A 20,695-nucleotide genomic window follows, 5' to 3' on the forward strand; every position below is an offset into this window, starting at 1 on the left:
GTTATGGCGAAGCTTACGAAACGTGATCCCGAGGGGCGAATGCCCCTCGTTGATCATTTAAGGGAAGCTCGGCGCCGCCTCATTTACATCCTTCTAGGTATTACGGTGGGGGCGGTGGCCGGCTGGTTCCTCTACCCCTACATTTTTGACTATATGTCGCAGCCCTTGCGTGATTTGCGTGCCCGCGGTGTCAGCGCGGATCTCAACTTCGAGACGGTCTCAGCCGCTTTTGATTTGAAGCTGAAAATTTCGCTGTTTGCGGGCTTCGTTCTCACAACGCCGTGGTGGGTTTACCAGATCTGGGCCTACATCGCACCCGCCTTGAAAAGACGGGAAAAGATGTACGCGGTGATATTCACTATCGCCGGTGCGCTCCTGTTCGCTACGGGTGCCGGATTCGGCATCTGGATCATGCCACACGCGGTCAGTATCCTCACATCGTTCGCGCCAAACTCAGCCGTCATGCTTATGCGCTCCTCCATGTATTTCAGCTTCTACATGCGGCTCGTGATTGTGTTCGGCATATCGTTTTTGGTGCCCCTCGCGATGGTTGGTTTGAACCAGATGAACGTGCTACGCGCCTCTTCGATGCTAAAGGCATGGCGCTGGGCGGTAGTGTCTGCATTCGTGTTTACAGCCCTTGCTAACCCGTTGCCGGACCCGTGGAACATGACGTTCCAAGCGCTGGCCATGCTAGCTCTTTACTTTGTAGCAGTGGGTATTTCCTATATTCATGACCGGCGACGTGATAGGAAGATGGCGAAGGAAGAGGCTGAACTGGATGCCGCGCTGGCGCGGCTAGACGTGAAGGATGGTAGCGCGGAATGAATCAGGAACTCTCCGCTGCCGAGCGCTACCGGGCGGCGAAAAAACGAAACGAGTATGCGCGCACTGCGCGCGCCCAATTTGCCAGCCAGTTTGATTTTGAGCTGGACGATTTTCAGCTTGCCGCTCTAGAAGTGGTAGAGGATGGACGTAGCGTTCTTGTTGCGGCTCCAACGGGTTCAGGCAAAACCGTGGTGGGGGAGTTCGCCCTCCACATGGCGCTGCGGCGGCAACAGCGAGCGTTCTACACCACGCCTATTAAGGCCCTGTCGAACCAAAAGTACCTCGAGTTCGTGGCCGAGCTTGGAAGTGAAAATGTTGGATTACTAACTGGCGACACTTCGCTTAATGCAGATGCTCCCGTGGTGGTTATGACCACCGAGGTTGCGCGTAACATGATCTATTCGGGTACAGACCTGACTGATCTTGGTGCGGTAGTGCTCGATGAGGTCCACTATCTGGCTGATCGTTTCCGCGGACCGGTGTGGGAAGAAGTAATCATTCACATGCCAAGCCACGTCCAAATCGTCGCTCTTTCGGCAACGGTGTCGAATGCGGAGGAGTTTGGAGCGTGGATAGATCAGGTGCGTAGTGGTTGTAGCGTAATCGTGTCTGAGGTGCGCCCTGTGCCGCTATACCAGCACATGATGGTAGAGCGTAAGCTTTACGACTTGTATCAGCCCACGCGTGAAGGTGGGCATGCGTTGCGCGGCAAGATCAACCCGCACCTGCGTCATGCCATCGCTAGGTTGCAGGGCATCCAATCGCGTTCACCGCATGAGGCTGCCCGCGGTCTCGCAGGCGGGCGGCGAATGCGTGGGGCTGGCCGCAGAGCCAGCCGCGTTTCCAAGCCACAGATCGTGATTTCCCTTGAGCAGGCCCATCTGCTTCCCGCGATTTTCTTTATCTTTTCGAGGGCGGGTTGTGAGGACGCCCTGGATGCGGTTTACAGCGCTGGGGTTAGTTTGACAAGCCGGCAGGAGGCGCAAGAAATCGCGGCGGTGGTGGACGAGGCCGTGTCTTCGCTGTCGGCTGAGGATCTCGGCGTTCTGGGTATTGCGCGATGGTCTGCAGCGCTGGAGGCGGGTATTGCTGCCCATCATGCTGGAATGCTTCCCGTGATGAAGGAAACGGTTGAAAAACTTTTTGCCGCCGGCCTGATAAAGGTTGTTTTCGCAACGGAAACGCTGGCGTTGGGCATAAATATGCCGGCGCGAACCGTGGTTCTTGATTCGCTACGTAAGTTCAACGGCATTGCACACGTGGATCTTTCGCCGGGGGAGTACACGCAACTGACTGGCCGCGCGGGTAGGCGAGGTATCGATGTTGAGGGACATGCGGTAGTGGTGCACGGCTCCGATATTGTGCCCGAGGAGGTTGCATCGCTTTCATCTAAGCGCACGTTCCCACTGATTTCTGCATTCCGTCCCACTTACAACATGGTGGTTAACCTGGCGGCTGCGGGAACCTTGGCACAGGCACGCGAGGTTATGGATGAATCCTTCGCGCAATTCCAGGCTGACCGCAAACTGGTTGGGGTAGCGCGTGACACGCGCCTAGCAAAAGAACGCATGAAAGAGCTCGACCGTGGGTTTGAGTGCGAGTTGGGCGACGCGCACTCCTACTTTATTGCGCGCGATGACCTGACCCGGTTGCAGAAAGATTCGGCAAAACTGCGGGTGGTAAGCCGGTCGGCTGATACGGCCCGCGCTATTGCGAAACTGCGCGTGGGTGAAGTTGTAGCACTACCGGGGCGCAAACGAAATATTGACGCAATCGTGGTGCATGACCCGCGGCCCGGACGAAACGGGCCGTCCGTACAGGTAATTGGCGCAGACGGGCGCGTTCAGATAGTGACCGCCGATTCTTTCCCGCATGGCGTATCAGTCCTTGGTCACATGCGGATTAAGAAGAACCATATTCGCCGGCCTTCACGTTTTAAAGCGGCAATTTCTTCCGAGCTTAGGGCCATGCGTAAAGAAGGCCGGCTTGCTAAGCCTAAACAGAAGAAAATGCCTATCCCGCGAGCGGTGCAAGCTGAGATTGACCGCCTCGAGAGGAAAGTGCGCAACCATCCGGTGCATTCTTGCCCGGATCGTGATGAACATGCCCGCGTAGCGAGGACTTGGCTGAGCGCGCGCCGAGATTATCTGCGTCTGGCAGACAAGATCGAGGCGGATACCTCCTCGCTGTCAGATAGGTTTGACCGAATCGTGGATGTTCTGGATCGAGTGGGCGCTTTGCACGGGGAAGAGGTTACCGAAGCTGGACAGATTCTGCGTGGTATTTATGGCGAACACGATCTGATTACGGCGTTGGCGATTCGCGCCGGGATATGGGATGAGCTAACTCCGGCGGAGCTGGCCGCAGCGGTCTCAACGTGCGTTTTTGAGCCGCGGAAAGACCACGATCCGGAGGCCGACATTCCTGGTGGACCGTCCAGCTCTTTAGCGCGGGCGCTACGCGACCTGGAGCGGATCTTGAAAGATGTGAACAGGGCGGAAAATGACGCGCACGCTCCCACCACCGGACCGTTAGAGTACGGAATCATGCCGGCAATCTACTGGTGGGTGATGGGGGATGACCTCGCATCTGCTGTGCGTAGCGCGGATTTGCCGCCAGGGGACTGGGTGCGCTGGTGCCGCCAGGTGATCGACGCGCTTGGGCAGATTGCTTCGAGTGCTAGCGAACCATTGAAAACTAATGCGCATACGGCCGCCGACTCCATTCGGCGTTCGGTAGTGGTGTTGGCTGAGGGATCCGCATGAGCAGATATCTTCCTAAACGTCGCCGCTTCCTCGACTACATGCAAATTGCGGCCGCGGCGGCACTGATGTGGGCGGCATTTCCGGATCTTTCATACTGGTTCCTCGTATTCCCGTCCATCATCCTCCTGGTTTCGGCTTTGGATAGGTCCAGGGCAGGGCGAGCGTTCTGGTACGGCTTTGTATTTGGCCTGGGTTTTTTCTTGCCCCACATTTGGTGGGCCACGGTCTCGGTGGGAAGCTATTTGCCATGGTTCGCTCTGGCAACGGTGCAGGCTCTGTTTCTAGCCTTGTTCGGGTTGGCGGTGGCGTGGGTACGCCAGATTGGCGTGTTGCAACGCTCTGCCTTGCTGTATGCGCTAAGCGTGGGTGTTCTGTGGGTGGCAGTCGAACAGTTACGCGGTCGTGTACCGTTTGGCGGCTTCCCCTGGGGCTACCTCGCGTATTCGCAGGTTGATGCGCCCCTGCGGACGCTCGCCCCTTGGGGTTCTGAGGTCGTAATTGGCCTCGTCATAGTGACCTCATCAGTGCTGATTCGTCGTTCGATTTGTCTGGTTCCAGCACTAGACGCCAGGCCGCTTCAACGTCTGGGCGCGATTGCGGTTGCCGCGTTGATGCTGGTTTCGCCGTTCGTACTAACTCTCGATGCGCGTGCGGAGGCAGGCACCATGCGTGTTGGCGTGATCCAGGGCAATATTGAGCTACCCGCGAATGCTACATTCAAGCAGTATTTGAAGGTCACGAAGAATCACGTGCAGACCACCGAGGAGGCTCTGGCTTCCGGTATGAATGCTGACGTGATCTTGTGGGGCGAGAATTCGATGGACCGTGACCCGCGTAGTGACGCAAAAGCGAAGGCGCTGTTGGACAGGCTGGCGAAGCGTGCGGGTGTGCCGATTGTGGTTGGCGTACTGCGCTATGAGGACGACGCTCGCTGGAACGAAGCCTTGGTTTGGTATCCCGATGGTTCCGTAGGCGACATATACACAAAGCAGCTGCCTGTACCTTTTGGCGAATACATCCCGATGCGCAAATACCTGTCGATCTTGTCGAAGGAGACCGCGAAGGTATCTACCGATATGCTCCCGGGTACTAAGCCGGGCGTCATGAAGGTTGATTTGGCGGATCGTGAGCTCACAATGGGCGTTGGAATATGTTTCGAGGCCGCTTACGAACGCATTTTCAGTGAGGCCACGCAGCTGGGCGCCCAGATGCTGTTCGTTCCTACGAATAACTCATCTTTTGGTTATACCCCGGAGTCCACGCAGCAGTTACAGATGGTGCGATTGCGGGCCATGTCCATGTCCCGCACCGCCATGCAGGTTTCTACTAACGGAGTATCGGCTATCGTTCGTCCCAACGGAACCGTACTCAAAGTTACTGACCTTTACCACGCCGATTGGATTGCCCAGGACGTGCCCCTCCGTACCAGCCTCACATTCAGTGCAAGGTGGGGCGAGTATCTGAATTATGGGGTTATGACACTGGGCGGACTCTTGATGCTTGCGGGGTTTATACGAACTGTTTCCAGGCGTGGGGAAATAAGGTACGCCCGTTAAGTTCAACAAATCGTAACCCGCTTGCAGTTGCGGTGTAACTTTGCCGCCATGTTCACTTAGGTCAACTAGGAAATCATTATTATCGAGTACAGCTGAAACCACGGGGGCGTCGCAATATGGCTGAGCAGCATCCATTTTTCGCGGACTCCACGGTTCTTGCACGGATCGAACAAATCGAAAGTTCACCAGAGAAACAAACCGTGTTGAATGAGATCAAGGCGGGCATGGTTTCCAGCGTGTCAGAGCAGTACAAGATGCTGTGGATTGGGATTCCTACACTAGTTATTCTGGTGTTCTGGCTCCGAAATGAAACCGTCATAATGGTGGCACTCGCAGCCCTCATCTATTTTTGGAACAAGCAGCGCACAGCAATCAGAAATAAAACTACGGCGTCTTATGTGGAACACTTCTTACTTCCAGTGCTCCACGAGGTTATTCCAAACGCGGAAGTTGATTACAACGGCGGCATTGAGAAGCGTATTTTGAAAGTAGTTACTCCAAGAGCGGAGAGCTACTCGCCAAACTGCCACATTATGTTCAATGATGAAAGGCGCACGGAGTTCTGCAATCTGTGGGCCTATCACACCTACGAGGACTCCGACGGTAACACTCGTACCGTGGAGGACTTTAACGGGCAGGTGCTAACCGCCGAATATCCCACGGGCCTGCGCGGCCATATCCGCATTGTGCCGACAACGCGCGGGCTGTTTGGCCGAGAAAAGCAAAAGGGCTATGCCAAAGCCCAGGACGGTGAACTGAAGATTGAGACGGAAGACATTCGGTTCAATGAGACGTTCAATGTCTATTGCACTGACGAGGTCTCCAGCCGCACGCTCTTGAATCCATACCTGCTTAGAACTCTTGTGGAGTATAGGGAAGGCTGCCCAATTACTGTGACAATGGATGAGAAACGAGTTGCGGTCTCGTTTTACACGGACGCCCATATTCTGAAGCGTCCCTCTAGCCGAAAAGAGATTGAAAGTCTTTCTCTTAGTGGCGAGTATAAAAAGGTGCAGAATCAGCTCGGCCAGTTTTACACGTTGTTAGATAAGGTTAATTCCCAGTTGTGAATGGAGAATCAATGAATTCTTACTTGTATATTTGGCTTGCCGTTGCGGTCATTTTATTGTTGATCGTCTTTTGGTTTATTGCAAAAAGCAACCAAATATCGCGCTACCTGGTCATTATTGAAGAATCGAAGAAGAACGTCGATATTGCTCTTGCCAAGCGGTATGACACTATCTTGGAAATGCTGAAGGTAGCGAAGTCATACGCGCAGCATGAAGAGAAACTCTTTGTGAACATCGTGAAACTGCGCCGCGGGGCGTCGGTTGCAGAGATGAATGACGCAATGGTCTCTCAGGACAATGCACTGCGAAATATTTTCGCAGTGGGGGAGAACTACCCGCAGATGCTCTCTTCGCAGCAGTTCCTGAATCTCCAAAGTGAGATTGCAAAGGAAAACGACCAGCTCGCTGCTTCTAAACGGATCGTGAACTCGAACATTAGTTTGCTGAACCAAATGGTGGTTACCTTCCCAATCTCGATTGTGGCTGCGATTCGCGGAATCAAGCAGATGGACTTCCTGCGCGAGCACGACGTGGCCTCGAAGAAAGACATCAGCGGCTTCGACTATTCCGTGTAAACGAACCCGAGGTACAAGCAGAACCCCGCGATCATATATGACCGCGGGGGAGGAGTGGGCAAGATCAAATCTGCGCTTTTGGGGGCCAAGAGGGGCTCTATGAGGTGCTCCGCTGCTTGACCACAATGCTCACTGCATGCTTTACTTAATCTTTACCGTTGTTTAGCGCCTGTAGGCAACGCCGTTGCGTAACTCGCCGCGGCGAAGCACCTCAAGTTGCTCCTGCAACAAAACTTCGAGTTCTTCTTCGCTACGACGCTCAAGAAGCATGTCCCAGTGCGTACGCTGTGGTTTTGCTGGTTTTTCTTCTTCAGGTTCCGCATCGCCAAGGTATTCGGCGGGCGAACCGCAGCGGCATTCCCAGTTTGCTGGCGGCTCAGAATCGATCGACATCGTCACCGCAAAAACGTGCCCATTTTCGCACTGGTAGCGACGCTGCTGGCGATCAGCAAAAACGATGCCATCTTCGGTCTCTAGCGACTTAGCGCCAATCTGCATTCCGCGTAGTGCGCGATCTGCCATCTGTTTTCCTTTCTTCGAACTTGCTCGTAGTCTAAACGCATAAACGCTATCGCTTTGGTAAATATTTCAGCTGAATGCGCGAATCGAGCGGCGTTAGGGCAAAAGCCCCTCGACCACAAAGGGCTCAATCTAATACGCTAATCCGATAATGTACATTATGTCATTATTAGATATGGTTTTACGCAATCTCAATACGGTGCCTCTACCCCTCTCAATCCTGAGGAGTGCGAGCGCGTGGCGCTTGTCATGAGCCGTGCCCACTACGAAACCACTCAGCGTTGGGGCCTAGGGTGTTCTGGGTCTTCAAGCGCGGCGAATAAATAATAGAATCGAAGAAACAACGTATCGCGTGTTTAGGAACCATAGTGTCATCGATTCTGTTTCGGCTAGCCACCTCCACGGTTAAGCATGCAAAAACGGTGCTGCTTGCCTGGATATTGATCCTGGCCGCGGTTATAGCTGCGATGTTCGGTCTGGGCGGCAAGCTGACTAATGATTTCACCATCCCGGGCACCGAGGGGCAAGATGGCCTTAATGTAATGGCTGAGCGCTTCCCAGAACTGTCTGGAACCGCAGGCCAGGTCATTTTCGGAGCTCCAGAGGGCGGTAACATCTGGGATTACCGAGACGAGATCACGGCCGTCCTCGACCAGGCAAAGAACATTAAGTATGCGACCGCTGTAGCAGACCCATTTGATGACTCAATAATGGCTCCCCTGGTGTCAGATGATAATCGTTATGCGATGTCGCAGGTACAGTTCTCATTTGGCCTCGACTCGATTGACGATAACTCCGTATCCGAGCTGGTGAGCATCGCTAAACAGGCAGAGGAAGCGGGGCTGAGCGTTCACGTTGGCGGCCAGATTATGTCGCTCACTGAGATTCCCCTCTCCCCTCTTGAAGCCGTGGGCGTCGCCCTGGCGCTAATCGTTTTGTCGGTGGCATTCCGCTCGTTTAAGACGGGCATGGTCCCGATCATTACAGCGCTTTTTGGCGTTGGCATTTCAATGGGAATCACGATGATAGTGGCGGCCTTCGTCCCAATCTCTACCACTACCCCAACGCTTGCCATCATGCTGGGATTGGCTGTGGGAATCGATTACGCCCTATTTATTGTCTCGCGCCATTTAGATCAGCTGGCTGAGGGCTACACCGTCGAAGAGTCGATTCCGCGTGCCATAGCTACCTCGGGCGCCGCCGTGCTTTTTGCGGGGATGACAGTGGTTATTGCGCTGACGGCGCTGTTTGTAGCGGGCATTCCCTTCCTCACTATTATGGGTCTAGCGGCGGCCTTGGCTGTTGCTATCGCGGCGCTAATGGCAGTAACTGGCCTGCCCGCATTGCTTGCTTTGCTTGGTGATCGCCTGCGCCCTAGGCAGCGAAGGCTGAAGAATAGCGAGGATAGGGCCGAGACTGGGCGTAAACACCACTTGTCTGCATGGTGGGTGAAAACCGTAACCTCGCACCCCTGGCTAACGATTTTGAGTGTTACGGCTGCGGTTGTAGTCATGACCATTCCTGCGCTAAATCTGCGCCTGGCACTGCCGGATAATGGCGTTGAGGATGAATCCACGATGGCACGGCAGACATTTGACCTGGTAGCCGAAGAATTCGGGCCGGGAGCTAACGGGCCGCTCGTTGTCATTGGCGACATCGTTACTTCGAGGGATCCGCTGGGTCTAATGGCGAGCATGAAGTCTGAAATCGAGCAGATGCCGGGCGTTGATCAGGTGCAGCTGTCCACACCTAACCGCAGCGCTGACCTGGGCGTTGTCGTGGTGATCCCTAAGACCGGGGCAGATAGCGTAGAAACCGAACAGCTTGTGCATGCCCTTAGGGATGCCGCACCCGATTGGGAATCCAAATACGACATCTCTAACGTGATGGTTACCGGCTCGGCGGCCGTGGCTATCGACGTATCAGAGAAGCTGTACTCGGCACTACTGCCATTTGGGGCGGTTGTTGTAGGGCTCTCCCTCATTATTCTGCTAATTGTGTTCCGCTCGATTTGGGTGCCGATCAAAGCAACGCTTGGCTACGTGTTCTCTGTGGCCGCAGCATTTGGCATGACCACGTGGGTGTTCATCGACGGTGTTGGCAACGACCTGCTGCGAATAGGGCAGGTAGGTCCCGTCATTTCCTTCATGCCAATCATGCTCATGGGCGTTCTATTTGGATTGGCAATGGACTACGAACTGTTCTTGGTCTCACGTATGGCCGAAGACTACGCGCACGGTGGCAACGCGCAAGAGTCGATTCGCACGGGATTCGTGGGCTCGGCTCCGGTGGTTGTGGCCGCGGCCCTCATCATGATGTCCGTGTTCTCCGGCTTTATCCCCGACGGCTCGTTCTACGTGCAACCAATCGCATTCGGCCTGTTGGTTGGCGTTGGTGTGGACGCTTTCCTCGTACGAATGACACTGGTGCCCGCCGTCCTCCAACTTCTGGGCGACAGGGCGTGGTACCTACCGAAGTGGCTTGATCGGATGCTCCCCCTTCTAGACGTTGAGGGAACCGGAATGGACCTGCACTTCAAACACGTGGACTGGCAACGCCAATACGGCACGGTTGTAGCCAGAGCTGAGAATGTGAGCATTGGAGACCGGCGTGGTGACCTTGTAAGCGGCGCAGAACTGGCCGTGCGCCCGGGCGACATTATCCGCCTAACTGGCGAACCGGCGGCCTGTAAGGCGATGCTTGCCGCATTTGGTGCCCGGCTCCTCCCCCACACCGGATCGATCTACGTGTTCGATATTTCGACTCGCGACGAAGCCAGCCGAGTGATAGCACGCAGCGTCTTCCTTGATGAACCGGCAACACGGCTCCCGCAGGTTTCTAAACCCATGTTGCTACTCGTCAACCGGCCTCTTCGTGAGGTGGAGAAGGCCAGGGTCCAAGAGAACCTCAAGGCGGGCGGCGCCCTGCTACTCGGACCGGATAACACGGATGAATTCGCAAATGAACACTCATATGAAGTACGCGTTAAGTTGGCGGTGAATGGGTAATGAAACTTACCGGACGAGACATACGGGCCCTCGTGGCCGTAGTGCTACTACCTATACTCGCGACTGCGCTTACGCTATGGTCACTTCCAGACCGCCCGAACAACTTCAACAAGATTCCCGCCGCCATCGTCAACTTGGACGAGGGCGCGAAAATGGTGGTTGATGGCGAAGAAGTTATGGTGCCCATCGGGCGTGAGCTGGCCGGGGGTCTCATGTATCCCGAAGAGCCCGTCGATCTGAACCTGGATTGGCAACTTGTCACGGAAGAAACCGCGCGAAGCGGGCTTGAATCTGGGCAATACCAAGCGGTCATCACCATTCCAAAAAACTTTTCTAAGAATGTGACGTCCATTGGGACGACCACAGCTACTCCTGCACTTATTACCGTGACATCTAATGACGCGTCATCTGAGCTCATGGGACGCATCTCTGCGCAGATCGCGGCTGTAGCTGCCACCACAATGGGGCATACCTTAACCGAGACGATGCTGGATGAGATCTTCCTTGGCTTTGGCGATATGAAGGATCAACTGGGGCAGGCTGCAGACGGTGCCAAGCAACTAGATGATGGTGTAAACGAGCTTGGTGAGGGAGCCGGACAGCTCTCCTCGGGCGCGCGTGACCTTGCTGATGGAACCGCACAGCTGGCCGCTGGATTGAACCAGCTGTACGGAGGCGCAAACGAGCTTGCAGGCGGGGTAAGCGAACTGCGCGGAGGCGTGGGCCAGCTTGCCGATGGTGCTGATCAACTCGCTTCGGGCACCAAACAGTTGCGTGACGGTTTCGTAGGGACCAGCGCTACTCCCGGGCTGAAATCCGGTATTGACCAGTTGGAGCGAAGCGTGAATGAGCCAGGCGGGCTTGCCGAAGGAACCAGGCAACTCGCCGACGGATCCAAAGAACTCAGCGAAGGTATAGATCAGCTGGTGGATGGCCTGAATGAGGTGCTCGAGCCCCTTGCCCGCATCGAGGAGTCGATTCCAGATGGAGCGTTCGATAACCTCCCTTCCTCCGAAGAGATTGCCGCTGAGGTGGAAAAGATCCGTGACGTAATCAAAGATTCACAGAGCCTGCTCGATTACGTACGCGGCCTAATCTACGGTACGGACCAGAATACAGGCGCTCTGCCCCGCCTCAAGCAGCTGGCCGACCAGTGCGATGCCACACAGACCCCGGAGTATTGCACAGCACTTAATCAAACCGTGAGCGACCTCGAGCAAGCTCTAGAAAATCTTCCCCAAAACGATCCCAACTTGGATCAGGCGCTTGTCCAGCTCAATGAACTACTTACCCGGTCTGGCATCAATGAGCTCGTGGATCAGATCGTGCAGATTAATGCCCGCATAGAAGAGTTGGTGAAACAGCTCCAAGAGGCCGGAGGCTTTGCCGGTATTAAAGCAGATCTGGAACGGTTGCGCGAAGGTTCGAGCCAGCTTGCCGCAGGTATTGCCCAGTTGCGCGATGGGGTGAATGGCACACCGGGTAGCCTCGGAATGTCGCAGGCGCTTAGTCAGCTCTCCGATGGCGCGGCAAAGCTTCAATCTGGCCTCGATGGAACACCAAGCCAGCTCGGCCTCGTGGATGGTGCCAGCCAGCTTGCAGCGGGCCTTAAGCTCTTAAATCCCGGCCTTATTCAGCTGGAAGACGGCACTTGGCAACTGGCCGACGGTGCGGAGCAAAGCTCAAGCGGAGCGGGCCAGCTGGCAGCGGGAACAGATCAACTTGCCGGGGGCACCAGTGAACTCTACGCAGGTATCGGGCAGCTGATAGAGGGAACGTCGCGCTTTGCTACCGAGCTTGAAGGCGGCGTCGATCAGGTGCCGAGCTACACGGATGCAGAGCGCACGCGGATTGTGAATGTGGGTGCGATTCCGATTCGGTCTGAGAATGCCGCTCTGTACAAAACAAGTGAGGCCAACACGCTATTTCCTTGGGCTGCGGCGATAGTACTGTGGTTGGGAGCGTTTGCTACGTATTTAGCTATGCCCGGTTTGCGCCGTCGCGAATTAGCTTCTTCACTGACGCCCGTGCGCGTGGCATGGAACTCGCTTCGCCCAGCACTGATGTTCGCATTGGTACAAGCTATTGGTGTTGCAATTATCGCGGGTCTATTCGGGGTCTCTCCAAAGAACATCGCTCTAACTTCGATCATGATGGTCATAGGAGTGGTTTCATTTACCGCGATTAATCAGGCACTCCTAGCTGTTTGTGGGGCGCGAGTGGGCCGCATAGTGGCCCTACTGTTCCTAGTGGTGCAAGTTGTTTCGCTTGGCGGACTTATTCCGATTCAGACCGCGCCAAGTGCGTTCCAAATGATATCTGGATTGCTGCCGCTATCCGCCCTTATGAACGGTCTGACCCACACCGTAGTTGGCGGAAATCTAACCAGTATTGTGGCTACGGCCATCCCCCTCCTGCTCTGGGGCCTGGTGTCATTCCTGTTCAGTGCGATTGCCGCTAGGAAGGCGCGCAGGCTAGACGTAGCCCAACTTCGCCGGCAGTATGCAGAAGCTTAACCGTCGAAGAAGCTAAAACTGAGGGGTGGAACAGATCAGAATGTTCCACCCCAAAACTTCGAAGATTTTCTAGGAAGCGTTACGCCGAGCGCGCCTTGCTTTGGCAAGCTCGTCTTCAACTGGAAGAACCGGCTCAGCCTCTTCACTAGGAAGCTCAGCTAGCGAGCCCTCAATCTCGCGCCAAACGTGACCAACTGCAATACCAAACACGCCTTGACCACCCTCGATTAGGTCGATCATCTCGTCGCGCGAGCGGCACTCGTAAACCGAAGCCCCATCGCTCATAAGCGTGATTGAAGCGAGGTCATCCACTCCCCTGTCTTTCAAGTGCGTTACGGCTGTACGGATCTGCTGCAGTGAGACGCCGGTGTCAAGAAGGCGCTTCACCACTTTCAGCACGAGGATGTCGCGGAACGAATAGAGCCTTTGAGAGCCTGAACCCTGTGCCGTGCGGATAGAGGGTTCCACGAGGCCGGTGCGTGCCCAGTAGTCCAACTGGCGGTAGGTTATGCCAGCTGCCTGGCAGGCGATGCGACCACGGTAGCCGGTTTCGGGGGTGAGGTGTGCGAGGACGTCGCCAAACAGCATGCCCTGCCGGGCCGTAGCGGCTCCATTATCTGGTACCAACTGAATATCTCCTCGCGACTATTAGGTTGATGGTCAAACTGAGATCAACGCTAGAACGTAATAAGCGCCTCGTCAATGAAACGCGCGGTGCGCCTTACCTTCAAGTTTAACTTGAGACTATTTTGTTATCGAATTTGTCTAACTATCTGAAAGCTTATCGATTGCCATGCGCAAAAACTCGCGATGCAGATCGGCGGTGAGCTCTGCAATCTCTGCACTCCGAGCTCGTGCCCGTTCAATATCCGAGGCGCGACCTCGTGCGCGAAGCGGCTGCACCGTAGTGTCGATAATATCCGCGTGCCTCTCGGCCGCCTGGCGCACTGTACGGAGGTTGCGCGGGCTGATCCCCTCGCTGCGGATCTGTAGCAGAAGCTCAACTACTTTTACAGACTTTGCACGGAAGTAGCCGCTAATGTCCGGAGAGAGCAAACCAAGAGTGGTGAACTCCTCGATCTCTGCCTTTGAAGCGCCCGTTAGATCACACAGTTCCCGAACCGAAACGTGCTCGCGGGAAGGTACCTTAGTGACGCCCTTGTCGGACACAACCCTTGCGGTAGGCATCCGGTCGATCTCGTGACCGGCGTCAAGCGCGGCAAGTTGCTCGCGTATAACGCGAAGCGGGCGGTAAGAGTCACGCTGCTCCGTCAGAATAAAGCGCAGCCGTTCGATGTCTGCGCTGGAGTATTTCCGGTACCCGGAATCAGTGCGTTCAGGCTCAAGCAGGCCTTCCGATTCTAGATACCGGATCTTAGACACTGTGAGTGCAGGAAACTCGGGCTTAACCTGTTCGGTTACCTGACCAATAGAAAATCTCGCCTCGTGAGAAACGTCACGAGGCCAAGATATTGGTGTCTCATTTTCTAAACGAAGTCGTTTTGCGCTCATGAAGCTTTGTTCGATGGGTGGTACGTAAGGCGGTACTTGCCAACTTGCACTTCGTCGCCCGTGTGGAGCTCGGCGCTCTCAGTGCGTTCACGGTTAACATAGGTGCCGTTCAAAGAGCCGGAATCGCGCACAATAAAGCCCGCGTCAACGGCGCGGAATTCACAGTGGCGGCGCGAGACTGTGACATCGTCAAGGAAAATATCAGCCTTTGGGCTTCGACCTGCCGTAGTTACCTCTTTGTCGAGGAGGAAGCGAGCACCCGAGTTTGGACCACGTTGAACGATAAGGAGAGCCGAGCCGTAAGGTAGAGCGTCTACCGCGGCTTGATCGGTAGCAGAAAGCGGACGGCGAATAAACGACTCTGTGGATTCATTTGACGTGTCCAATGCGCCAAAAATGGCGGTTTCATTGGGATCTGGCGTGTTGTTTAAGGACATCGCCTTCTCCTTCGTCGACGGGGATCAAATATCTATCCTTCAAGTTTAGTTCTGTTGGAAGAAGTTATCCACCACACGGACGTGCTACTCGACAGGCTTAGCGTAGCGGTATGTCATGGGGGCAACAGTGGCATCTATCTCGATGTCGTCTACACGCGTGATTTCGACGGTGGCATCTGATGCGCGAAGTTGCGAGGTGGCGCCGCGGGCGATGTCTAGGGCCGGCTGTATCGTGTCTGCGTCGCCAATCACTTTCCACGTGTATGGAGCTTTCAGCTCGGTCCCCGATAGGCTCAAAACACCGTCGTCACCGGCGGTGATGTAAGAGGTAGCCACAACGCGGTTGCCGTTCAATTCGATGGCTTCCGCGCCCGAGTTACGGAGCTCACCTAGCATGGTGACGAACTTTTGGGCAGGAATCGGACTGCTCCCCTGCTTCACAACGATCTTCAGGCCGGGCCCGTGCACGGGAGTGGTTCCCCCAAGGATGCGAGCAAGCTCACGCTCCTTCTCGGCAGCTTCAACCGCTGCTTGTCCTTGCGAGTGTGCCGACTGCAGTTTATAGATCTGGTCGGTCAATTCAGCCTTTTCGTCCCGCAACTGACTCTCGGCATCGGTTAGCTGATCCAGAAGCAACACCAACTCATCTTCATTCAGGCCATCGAGTGGATCTGATCGTTGGATTTTGAGCTGTGCGACGAATGCGAATCCGAGTGTGAACAGGAGCGCGCCAATAAGCAGGTGAATGGGACGAAACCGCACTGTTAAGAGGTCGCGCAAGCGACGCTTGGATAGGTCTCTTTGTCGCACGGTTACGCCCCGAAAATATGGCGGCGGATTGCTGCCGCGTTAGAGAAAATACGGATACCTAGAACAACTACGATTGCCGTGGTCATTGCGGCTCCCACGCCCAGTTGGGCACCAACCAGCACCAGCAGGGCGGCGATGAGCACGTTCCAAAAGAACGAGGTGATGAACACGCGGTCAGAGAACTTGCCCTCGAACCAGGCGCGTGCACCACCCAGAAGCGCGTCCATGGCTGCCACAACGGCAATGGGCAGGTACGGTTGGAGCGCGTACGGAATGGTCGGGTCAAGAAGAATACCAAGGATAATTCCAAGGACTAGACCAAGTATTGCGATCATTGCTGCTCCTGTTGAACGATCTCGGTAAGGCTCGCGCCACGAACGCTAGCGGGGCGCAACGCGATTTTTTCTTCCGCCTGAATCGATGTTTTGATTCCGTACTTTGAGTCCAGTGTAGACAGATAGGCTGCTACGGCACCGGACCTTAGTTGAAGTTCTAGAGACTCTTGGTCTCCGATGGCGCGAATTCTGTATGGCGCCACCACGGGTTGGAAGTTAACTAGTATGGCGCCACCTGCGGTGCGAACGGCAGTGGTTGGCCCTACTCGAACACCATTTATTTCCACGCCCTCGGCGCCACCCGTCCAAAGCGCGTTAATAATGTAGCGAAGATCGGTATCCAGCACTCTCTCAAGGGATTCAGATCCTTCCCTTTCAGTAACTGTGACCAGGATTCCACTGCCTTCGATTTCGTCCAGCTGTGCGTTTTGCACAGCTGATTCGTCCGCAGGAACCGTATCTTTCAAGCCTGCGGACAAAAGAGCTATTCGAGCCGCGTCCTCAGCGTTTGCAACCTCCAGCCGATTGACAATGTCTTGCTGACGAGCAACCTGCTCACTGAGATTGCTACGCGTTTTTTCCTGTGTGGTTTTATGTCCAATTAGGTTTTTCGCTGCGATGGTCACGCAGAAGGCAAGTACCATTGCGAGCAAGAGGGCGATGACAGCCTCAAGCGGTCTGCGCTGCCTTTTCCGGGTGGCAGATGGTTCGCCGACGCCATAGTTGAGCGGGTCAAAAAGGAGGCCGCCAAGCAGGGACGACGACTCTGCTAATGCGCGATCTGGCTCGGCCGCGCGGTCAACGGGTTCTACTTGGTCAGCCATTTGGTTTGGATCCTAAAACTGCGTTCCAAATTATCTGCCGCCTCACGCATGAGACGCACAAGAGCGGCCGGCGCGTTCTCGTTTGCGCTCACCCACCAGGAAGCCATGTAGCGCAGTGCTGCAGCCTCATCGGGATTGCCCGCGTCAATCACGGAAGGGTATGCGCCCGCAATGAAGCGCCTTCCCATACCGATGGTGTGGGAATCCCAATATTGCGAAGCAAGGTCGTAGAAGTCCCCGGCAAAACCGGTTGCGCCGTGGCCCAGCGATCCGGCGTTGAGGCCGGCAAGTATAGCGCTCATCTTCTCATTAGCCAGGTCGGCTTCAAGAATCCGCGTCCAGCTCTTTTGCCGTTCAATGCGGCTTGGTAGCGCAGAAATTGCCTGTAGCGCAAATACCTCAGCTTCACCGGCGGGATCGGTTTTCAAATACTCCTCGACATCCTCTCTGGTGATAGCCCCGAGAGCAGCAAGGGTGATTCGGGCTCGCCAAGCAAGATTTGGGCCAACCGTTAGGAGGGGCGAATTGGCGGCCGCGAGGTCGTGCAAGAACTGCATCTGGTCTTCCCCTGGAGAACCAGCGATATTCAATGCACGAGTTGCGGCAAGTGCCCATTCGCGCTTTCGGTCTTCGGCAGTGGAGCGCCCGATAGCATCGATAGCGTGGTTGGCAAAACGATTTGCTTCCACTTTTCGCTCTGGCGTAGCCATGTAGTGCAGGAGAGCTTCAAGAGCGTTCGAGATTAAGTCACCAGCAACCGCGTCATCTTCTTCAAGCGGTACCTGGGTTGCCACCGCATTCACGTAGTGGCATGGATTTATCCGAGCCGCTCGCACGCCCGCCCACAGCGCCGACCAAAGCACTGCTCGTGAGGTTGGATTTGCAATCGTGGAAACGTAGTGAAGCGCAGTCGCAACATCATTCTCGTCTAGTTCAACAAGCGCATACGTCAGATCATCATCATTTGCGAGGACGAGGTCGAAGTTGCCTGCCGTCTCCAGTTGGAGGGATGGTCCGGTGAGCGTAACCTCTTCGAGGCCCACACGCATCAAAACATCGTCTGCCAACTCATAGAAGCCAACATTTATCCGGTGAGGGCGCAGGGCCTGGCGTCCGGTCATCGCGTCCACGGACTCCTGTTCCAGTATGAAACTGTCCTCATCCCGCAGAATACGCAGCGTCGAGGGGCCGGCTGTCTCCAGCCATGCCTTTGCCCAATCCTGGAGGTTATCGCGACCGGAAGCTTCCTCGAGAGCCTTCAAGAAGTCCTGCATCCGAGTTGCTCCGAAGGCGTGTTTCTTAAAGTATTCACGAGCGCCGGTAAAGAAGGCATCTTTGCCTACATAGGCCACCAGCTGTTTAAGCACAGCCGCACCCTTAGCGTAGGTAATTCCGTCAAAGTTGTTCTTCGCCGCTTCAACGTCGGGAATGTCCGCTGCGATTGGGTGGGTGGTCGGTAGCTGATCCTGCTTGTATGCCCATTCTTTCCGGCCGGAAGCGAACGTGGCCCATTCGGTATCAAACTCGGTATTCTCCGTCAGTCCCATTGAGCCCTGGTTGTCCGCAAAGGACTCCTTCAGCCATAGGTCGTCCCACCACTTCGGGGTTACGAGGTCTCCAAACCACATGTGGCACATCTCGTGAAAAATGACGTTGGCACGAGATTGACGTGCGGCTCTGGTAGGGGTGTCGCGAGAAATCATCTTCTCGTTGAACGTCACGCACCCCGGGTTCTCCATCGCCCCAAGATTATACTCGGGTACAAAAACCTGGTCGTACTTACCCCACGGATATGTGAATCCGTAATGCTTGTGATAGAAATCGAGGCCCTGGCGCGTCACGGTCAAAATGTCCTCGGCATCCATGTACTGCGCCAAAGACGCGCGACAGTAAACGCCCAAGCTAATGTCGGCGTGACCGCCGTCGGCGGCTCCCCCACTCCAAGTGCCTCCATCAACGCGAGCGTATGGGCCGGCAACTACCGCAGTAATGTAGGACGAGAGCGGTGGCGTGCGATTGAAGGTGACCTCCGTGTGTTCGTCCAGCACATTACGGGACTGCTCGGGCTGGTTAGACAGAATAATCCAATCCGAGGCAGCCTTGACACTGAACTGCCAGCGAAGCTTTAGATCGGGCTGGTCAAAGCAGGCCCATGCACGGCGCGCATCCGTGGGCTCAAACTGCGTGTACAGGTAGGTAGCCCCGTCCTCTGGATCGATGTAGCGATGCAGTCCTTCCCCCGTGGTTGAGTAATAGCAGCGCGACTCTATCTCCAAGCTCACCGGCCGGCCCGTTGGGAGGTCTTTCACCAAGACTCTCGTATCCGTTACCTCATAGTTTGCTGGCGCGCCATCAACGCGCACCGCATCAACACTCTTCGCAACCAGATCGACAAAAACAGATGAGGATTTCGTCTCAAAGCGAATCGTTGATTTCGAAAAAAACGCCTCTTCATCAGACTCTGCATTTGAGAGGTCGATGTACACATCAATTTCGTCCGGTATTACGTTTGCGCTGCGTTCCAGCGTTTCATCACGGGTCAAAATCTCCACTGCTTCAGTGTATCGAAGGCGCCCGCCAAACCGTTACTTGCATGAGCCGGCCATCCCCGCCAAACAGCAGCGGAGAATGGCATCGCCGGGAGTAATCCACATTCTCGTGGCCGATTAGGCATGTGAGGAATGATTCGGTTAGAATCGTTGTTGCTGAAAAGCACGGGCTGTGGCGCAGCTTGGTAGCGCACTTGACTGGGGGTCAAGGGGTCGTGGGTTCAAATCCCGCCAGCCCGACGATGTAAATCCCGCGACAACGTAAGTCATGTCTCGGGATTTTTTGATACCTATTCCCCCACAGCGTCCTTTTAGATTGGTGTGTAATGGCTGGTCGCGGCGTAGTAGTTTCGCTTCTCTCCTCGGTCATGTTTGCAGCTATCGCATTCGTAGCCGGACAATTACCAGCTTTGTCAGGCACGCAGGTATGGGCGTGGCGCATAGTGCTAACGGTTCCAGGAATTCTCTTCTTACTTGCGGTAAGTGGGCGTTGGTTCTGGTTTTCAGGCGAGTTTAAGCGCACAATCGCTGCTCCAAAGAAACTACTGGCGTACGCATTTAATGTGCCAATGTTGGCCTCCCAAATGTTCCTTTTTGGGTGGGCACCCCAAACTGGCAACACATTAGCTTTGTCAATGGGCTATTTCTTGATGCCCTTGGTAATGGTCCTGTTCGGCAGGGTGATTTTTAAAGAACGCCTTTCTACCATTACGTTTATCGCAACCCTCGTGGCGTGCTCCGCGGTGGTGTTCGAAGTGATTCGTGGTGGCGGACTAGGCTGGGTGACCGTTTATGTTGCAGTGGGATACCCAATATACTTTGTACTTCGCCGCGTTTTTGAAACAGACGGCGTGGGAGCCCTCACTTGGGAGATGGCGCTGGCGATGCCCCTCGCGATTTTTGCAGCTTCGCGAAAAAATGGTGTCAGCGTTGCGTTCTCACAAGTACCCGCCGCAATCCTGCTCTTGCTACTGGGTGGATTATCCGTATTTGCCCTGATCTTTTATGTGATGGCCGCAAAACTGTTGCCCTACGCGGTGTTCGGTTTGTTGTCTTACGTTGAACCGATCTTGGTCACCGTGGTTGCATCTTTGCTGGGTGAACGCATTGAAGGCCTCGAATGGGTTACTTACATCGGGATTTGGCTCGCTGTGGTCATCCTTGGCCTGGATGGTGTGCGTGCCATCATGCGCAGGAGATCCTGGGCTGTGCCCGCGGCACGTCCATGGCGGCGCCGGCGGCCTCGAAAATCAAAGAATGAGGCGCATTCTTGGCGCAGGTTCCGTAAAACCTCAGCGAACACCCTGGTGGATCCGGGCGCGCCTAATGCAGCCGCTATTCCCATTCCGAATGAGCGGAACGAGAATAGCGCGGCCCAAACCAACTAACTG

General features: G+C 55.2%; 16 protein-coding genes and 1 tRNA gene. 9 read left to right on the forward strand and 8 right to left on the reverse strand.

All coding sequences use genetic code 11. The annotated features are described in order from the left end of the window. Positions 1-3 precede the first annotated feature (3 nt). The 5 genes from tatC to BQ7114_RS02470 all read left to right on the forward strand — a co-directional run bounded on the left by tatC (position 4) and on the right by BQ7114_RS02470 (position 6,794). On the forward strand, positions 4-828 hold the full coding sequence (gene tatC / locus BQ7114_RS02450; protein ID WP_072341502.1) for a twin-arginine translocase subunit TatC: 825 nt from the start codon (positions 4-6) through the stop codon (positions 826-828). Beyond that, positions 825-3,593, forward strand: coding sequence for a DEAD/DEAH box helicase (locus BQ7114_RS02455; protein ID WP_072341505.1), 2,769 nt, complete (start codon positions 825-827; stop codon positions 3,591-3,593). The genes tatC and BQ7114_RS02455 overlap by 4 nt, the downstream gene beginning before the upstream one ends. Then, complete coding sequence (lnt, locus tag BQ7114_RS02460; protein WP_083431704.1) at positions 3,590-5,149, forward strand: apolipoprotein N-acyltransferase; 1,560 nt, start codon at positions 3,590-3,592, stop codon at positions 5,147-5,149. The genes BQ7114_RS02455 and lnt overlap by 4 nt, the downstream gene beginning before the upstream one ends. 116 nt (positions 5,150-5,265) lie before the next feature. Further along, positions 5,266-6,219 carry a DUF3137 domain-containing protein gene (locus BQ7114_RS02465; protein ID WP_072341508.1) on the forward strand — a complete coding sequence of 318 codons (954 nt, stop codon included), beginning with the start codon at positions 5,266-5,268 and terminating at the stop codon, positions 6,217-6,219. An 11-nt stretch (positions 6,220-6,230) separates the two neighbouring features. Then, positions 6,231-6,794 carry a LemA family protein gene (locus BQ7114_RS02470; protein WP_072341512.1) on the forward strand — a complete coding sequence of 188 codons (564 nt, stop codon included), beginning with the start codon at positions 6,231-6,233 and terminating at the stop codon, positions 6,792-6,794. Positions 6,795-6,956: 162 nt separating this feature from the next. Here BQ7114_RS02470 and BQ7114_RS02475 read toward each other — a convergent pair whose 3' ends face one another. After that, a complete protein-coding gene (locus BQ7114_RS02475; protein WP_070620262.1) occupies positions 6,957-7,316 on the reverse strand; it encodes an RNA polymerase-binding protein RbpA in 360 nt (119 codons plus the stop codon). 365 nt (positions 7,317-7,681) lie between these two features. Here BQ7114_RS02475 and BQ7114_RS02480 point away from each other — a divergent pair, with 365 nt between their 5' ends. Together BQ7114_RS02480 and BQ7114_RS02485 are read left to right on the forward strand one after the other, a co-directional pair. Further along, a complete protein-coding gene (locus tag BQ7114_RS02480) occupies positions 7,682-10,321 on the forward strand; it encodes an MMPL family transporter (protein ID WP_072341515.1) in 2,640 nt (879 codons plus the stop codon). Next, the gene (locus BQ7114_RS02485; RefSeq protein WP_083431705.1) at positions 10,321-12,837 is read left to right on the forward strand and encodes a YhgE/Pip domain-containing protein; all 2,517 of its coding nucleotides are present in this window, start codon (positions 10,321-10,323) and stop codon (positions 12,835-12,837) included. The genes BQ7114_RS02480 and BQ7114_RS02485 overlap by 1 nt, the downstream gene beginning before the upstream one ends. Before the next feature lie 69 nt (positions 12,838-12,906). On the opposite strand, the gene BQ7114_RS02490 is transcribed toward BQ7114_RS02485, so the two are convergent. The 7 genes from BQ7114_RS02490 to pepN all read right to left on the reverse strand — a co-directional run bounded on the left by BQ7114_RS02490 (position 12,907) and on the right by pepN (position 19,307). Continuing rightward, entirely contained in the window at positions 12,907-13,425 is a 519-nt protein-coding gene (locus BQ7114_RS02490) for a MerR family transcriptional regulator (RefSeq protein WP_034507728.1), read from the reverse strand. Between the two features lie 177 nt (positions 13,426-13,602). Next, positions 13,603-14,349, reverse strand: a complete 747-nt coding sequence (gene ftsR, locus BQ7114_RS09080) for a transcriptional regulator FtsR (RefSeq protein WP_072341520.1) — start codon at positions 14,347-14,349, stop codon at positions 13,603-13,605. Further along, positions 14,346-14,786: an FHA domain-containing protein gene (locus BQ7114_RS02500; protein ID WP_072341528.1), complete on the reverse strand. Its 441-nt coding sequence runs from the start codon at positions 14,784-14,786 to the stop codon at positions 14,346-14,348. The genes ftsR and BQ7114_RS02500 overlap by 4 nt, the downstream gene beginning before the upstream one ends. A gap of 84 nt (positions 14,787-14,870) precedes the next feature. Further along, positions 14,871-15,596 (reverse strand): DUF881 domain-containing protein, encoded by a 726-nt coding sequence (locus BQ7114_RS02505; protein WP_072341531.1) that lies wholly within the window; start codon positions 15,594-15,596, stop codon positions 14,871-14,873. Positions 15,597-15,598: 2 nt separating this feature from the next. Further along, positions 15,599-15,931, reverse strand: a complete 333-nt coding sequence (locus BQ7114_RS02510) for a small basic family protein (RefSeq protein ID WP_034507735.1) — start codon at positions 15,929-15,931, stop codon at positions 15,599-15,601. Beyond that, positions 15,928-16,755, reverse strand: a complete 828-nt coding sequence (locus BQ7114_RS02515) for a DUF881 domain-containing protein (protein WP_072341534.1) — start codon at positions 16,753-16,755, stop codon at positions 15,928-15,930. Before BQ7114_RS02515 ends, BQ7114_RS02510 begins: the two co-directional genes overlap by 4 nt. After that, on the reverse strand, positions 16,740-19,307 hold the full coding sequence (gene pepN / locus BQ7114_RS02520) for an aminopeptidase N (protein WP_072341537.1): 2,568 nt from the start codon (positions 19,305-19,307) through the stop codon (positions 16,740-16,742). Before pepN ends, BQ7114_RS02515 begins: the two co-directional genes overlap by 16 nt. Positions 19,308-19,470: 163 nt before the next feature. Here pepN and BQ7114_RS02525 point away from each other — a divergent pair. Further along, positions 19,471-19,544, forward strand: a tRNA-Pro gene (locus tag BQ7114_RS02525). An 86-nt stretch (positions 19,545-19,630) separates the two neighbouring features. Continuing rightward, positions 19,631-20,692: an EamA family transporter RarD gene (gene rarD / locus BQ7114_RS02530; RefSeq protein WP_072341540.1), complete on the forward strand. Its 1,062-nt coding sequence runs from the start codon at positions 19,631-19,633 to the stop codon at positions 20,690-20,692. Positions 20,693-20,695: the final 3 nt, after the last annotated feature.

It is taken from the genome of Actinomyces urinae (assembly GCF_900119695.1).
Classification (GTDB): Bacteria; Actinomycetota; Actinomycetes; order Actinomycetales; family Actinomycetaceae; genus Gleimia; species Gleimia urinae.

Coding starts and splice junctions, on each gene's coding strand:
- tatC (WP_072341502.1), top strand. CDS start 4: ATGGCGAAGCTTACGAAACGTGATCCCGAGGGGCGAATGCCCCTCGTT.
- BQ7114_RS02455 (WP_072341505.1), top strand. CDS start 825: ATGAATCAGGAACTCTCCGCTGCCGAGCGCTACCGGGCGGCGAAAAAA.
- lnt (WP_083431704.1), top strand. CDS start 3,590: ATGAGCAGATATCTTCCTAAACGTCGCCGCTTCCTCGACTACATGCAA.
- BQ7114_RS02465 (WP_072341508.1), top strand. CDS start 5,266: ATGGCTGAGCAGCATCCATTTTTCGCGGACTCCACGGTTCTTGCACGG.
- BQ7114_RS02470 (WP_072341512.1), top strand. CDS start 6,231: ATGAATTCTTACTTGTATATTTGGCTTGCCGTTGCGGTCATTTTATTG.
- BQ7114_RS02475 (WP_070620262.1), bottom strand. CDS start 7,316: ATGGCAGATCGCGCACTACGCGGAATGCAGATTGGCGCTAAGTCGCTA.
- BQ7114_RS02485 (WP_083431705.1), top strand. CDS start 10,321: ATGAAACTTACCGGACGAGACATACGGGCCCTCGTGGCCGTAGTGCTA.
- BQ7114_RS02490 (WP_034507728.1), bottom strand. CDS start 13,425: ATGCTGTTTGGCGACGTCCTCGCACACCTCACCCCCGAAACCGGCTAC.
- ftsR (WP_072341520.1), bottom strand. CDS start 14,349: ATGAGCGCAAAACGACTTCGTTTAGAAAATGAGACACCAATATCTTGG.
- BQ7114_RS02500 (WP_072341528.1), bottom strand. CDS start 14,786: ATGTCCTTAAACAACACGCCAGATCCCAATGAAACCGCCATTTTTGGC.
- BQ7114_RS02510 (WP_034507735.1), bottom strand. CDS start 15,931: ATGATCGCAATACTTGGTCTAGTCCTTGGAATTATCCTTGGTATTCTT.
- BQ7114_RS02515 (WP_072341534.1), bottom strand. CDS start 16,755: ATGGCTGACCAAGTAGAACCCGTTGACCGCGCGGCCGAGCCAGATCGC.
- rarD (WP_072341540.1), top strand. CDS start 19,631: ATGGCTGGTCGCGGCGTAGTAGTTTCGCTTCTCTCCTCGGTCATGTTT.